Source organism: Alphaproteobacteria bacterium, assembly GCA_025800285.1.
In the GTDB taxonomy this organism is placed as follows: Bacteria; Pseudomonadota; Alphaproteobacteria; order JAOXRX01; family JAOXRX01; genus JAOXRX01.
In genome coordinates this window covers 1-2956 of sequence record JAOXRX010000052.1, presented here as the reverse complement: position 1 = coordinate 2956, position 2956 = coordinate 1, and the positions used below count along the sequence as shown (strand labels likewise).

General features: G+C 32.4%; 2 protein-coding genes. Both read right to left on the bottom strand.

What is annotated here, in order from left to right; genetic code table 11:
* Window positions 1–103: 103 nt before the first annotated feature.
* On the bottom strand, window positions 104–967 hold the full coding sequence (locus tag OIF36_02685; protein MCV6599369.1) for a hypothetical protein: 864 nt from the start codon (window positions 965–967) through the stop codon (window positions 104–106).
* A partial coding sequence (locus OIF36_02680; GenBank protein ID MCV6599368.1) for a hemagglutinin repeat-containing protein occupies window positions 957–2956 on the bottom strand: 2000 nt, incomplete at its 5' end. The genes OIF36_02685 and OIF36_02680, both read right to left, overlap by 11 nt.

Here is a 2956-nt window from a genome sequence, read left to right as displayed (position 1 = left end):
GATTAAAAGTGCTAACTTTCAAAAGAGGAAAAAAAAGTCTGTTTTTTAGAAAAATAGGGCTTAACTAAACGCCATTGATACTGTCCCCTTTATTATGTTAATTCTATATATTATCATTAAAATATAATTTTAAAATATCCTTATACTCATTATGAAAACGATATTGCTCAAAAACCTTATCAAGTTCGTCACTAGGATAAACCATTGATGGCAAATGAAAACGAAATAATCTATTTTTAATCTTATCATTTAATTTTTTTACAGAATCTAAACAAGTTATGGGATTATTAATACACAATTGCATTAAATCATCATCAAATTCTCCACTAATTGCACTAGCACCATATATGTAATTTGAAAACTCCATAAAACTGACCATCTTATTCAAATTACTACTATCTTTTATATCATTAACATATTTATTCCAAATTTCATAATATAAATCTTGATTAATAATCCTTAATTCTGGAAAATTTGACTTTAAGCACCTAAAACTTTTATCTTTTACACAAGTGTTTTTAAAATAAAATGTAGAAATTTTTTGTTTTTTTAAAGATAGAAATATTTGATTCATTTTTTGCTTTTTGACTAAAATAGGTTGTCTTAAGAAAGATATTATTTCAAAATAATTATCAGAAGGAGGCTCAAATTTTCTTAACCTTGACAAAGCTAAAAAAAAGTTTTCTCGATTAGATATAATGATATTTTCTACAGATTTCTGGAAAAATTCATGTAAAGCATCACTTTCATTTAGTTTATATAGTGGTAAAGATTCTAAAAATAACTCTATATTTGTTATTGTTGGTTTCTTATTTATTATTTCCATATGTTTATTTAAAATAGTATATATTTGTTTCTGACTTTTTAAATCATAACTGTTTTTTAAATTTTTTATAGTATTTTCTTCTATAGCAAGACAATTAGAGAAAAATAAACATATAGATAAAATAACAATATTAATTTTCATTACCATTCCTTCTTTTAATGACAACTGTTCCTTTTTCTCCAGGCTCTAAAACATCCCAAACATTTGGCGCTTGACTAGGTTTAATTGTTGGGCAATTTGCAGAACCTCTACATGTATCACTATAACCTTTATGTATGTGTATATAATCTGCTTTAGAAGTTCCATTCTGTGCAGGGTTGGGACCTATTGTATCAATTTTTTTATTGTTATTTATAATAATCCCTGGTTCTCTTCCTTTATTATGTCCTTTTGGAAGATATTGCCCTGTTAATGATTTTCCATCCATAGTTTCTGCAATACCTGGAGGAATATCTGTTCTACCTTTTTTTGTATAATAACTCTCTCGATTCGGCCATGTACTTATATTTACTACAGTTGATTTTCCATTATCTCCAACTACATACATTATACCTCCATATGTCTTTCCATTTCTTGAACCATGGTCTATAAGATATGCTTTGAAATCATCCCCCTTAGACTTATCCACCCCATCAAACTCAAGATTATTATTAGCAAAAGTATTATCATTAAATACAGAAGGGGTAGACGTAGGTTGTCCTGAATTATGACTATTTGTTGTTGCCAAGCTTCCTCCTGTTGTATATCCTAATGCTCCATCTGTATAAAAAGCAACATCTTTTCCAAAATTAGTTGCATACTCATTTTGGTCTTCATCGTTAGGTTTAAATGTTCCTGCTTGTTCATCCATTGAGTGTTGGGTTTCGTGTCCTAAGGTTGTTATCAGATCTGATGTTGAGTCGTTGTATTTATCGTTTACATAGGTTTTATCATTCTCTCCGTAGTGTCCTTTAATTGGTTTTCCATTGGCTCCTGCTGTGTCTGTTGATACTACTTTAACTTCGTTTGTTTTATATCCTAGTGATGTTGCTACTGTTGATGCTAGGGTTTGTAACATTTCTTGTTTCTTTTTTGGTGTTAGGTTTGGATTTTGAAGTTGTTTTGCTAACTCTTTATTTTTTGCCAGTTCTTTTTTCATTCCTTCATAGACTTTTACGTTTTTCTCTGTTTCATCGAAGAAGTCTGTTATTCCTGCTTTGTCTGTTGTTACTATCTGTTCTATTGCATTTGTTATTGCTGAGGCTGTTACTAGGTCGTCTTTTATTTTTTTATGCCCTTCTTTTGTCAGAAGGTTATGGTCAACTTTCATATCCACATCTAGTCCACCTAACTTCTTATCTTTTGTAACTACTTGTGCTTTGTCTGTATCTCTGTTAACGTCACTTCCTGATCCGTCTGCTACTGTCAGCTTTCCTTTTCCTATTGTTGCATTTGTCTTTTGTTCTTTGTCGTGTCCTGAATAATTTGCTGTTACTGTTGTACTTCCACTACTTCCTGAGATTCCTCCTCCTATTTTCTTTCCTTTGGAGGTGTCTGTTAGATCTTTTGTGATGAGTGATGCTGTTTTAAAGTCTAGGTTTCCTAGGTCATTTCCATCTTCGTCTATATTTCCTATTAGGGCTCCTGTTAGAGTTGTTTTCCCTGCTACGTTTACTTTTACGCTTTTTGTTCCTTTGATGCTTGTTTGGTTGTTTGTCCATTTGCTTGTTTCATAGGAAAATCCTCCGTTAACTCCTCCACTGGCTCCGCCACTTCCGTAACCTACACTTCCTCCTTGGCTTTTTGATTCTTTTGATGTTTCATCTTGTAGACTTGTTACTGTTAGGTCTCCTCCTACACTCATGTCTATTTCACTTCCGTTTAGATTTGCTCCTTCTAGGGTTGTGTCTCCTGTTGTGACTGTTGTGATTTTGTTTCCGTTTAGTTGGGTGTTGTTGTGGGTTGTGGTTGTCCCTTTTGAGTTACTGCTACTTGTTGATGCTCCTACGCTTGCGCTTCCTGATGTGCTGGCACTGGCTGTTACTGTTTTTGTGTCGCTATTGCTGTTTGTTTCTGTTGTGTTTTTACTGGCTTTTAGGGTGAGGGTTTTTGCATTTAATAGCATTTGATCTGCATTTATTGTGCTTCCTT

Coding starts and splice junctions, on each gene's coding strand:
- OIF36_02685 (MCV6599369.1), bottom strand. CDS start 967: ATGAAAATTAATATTGTTATTTTATCTATATGTTTATTTTTCTCTAAT.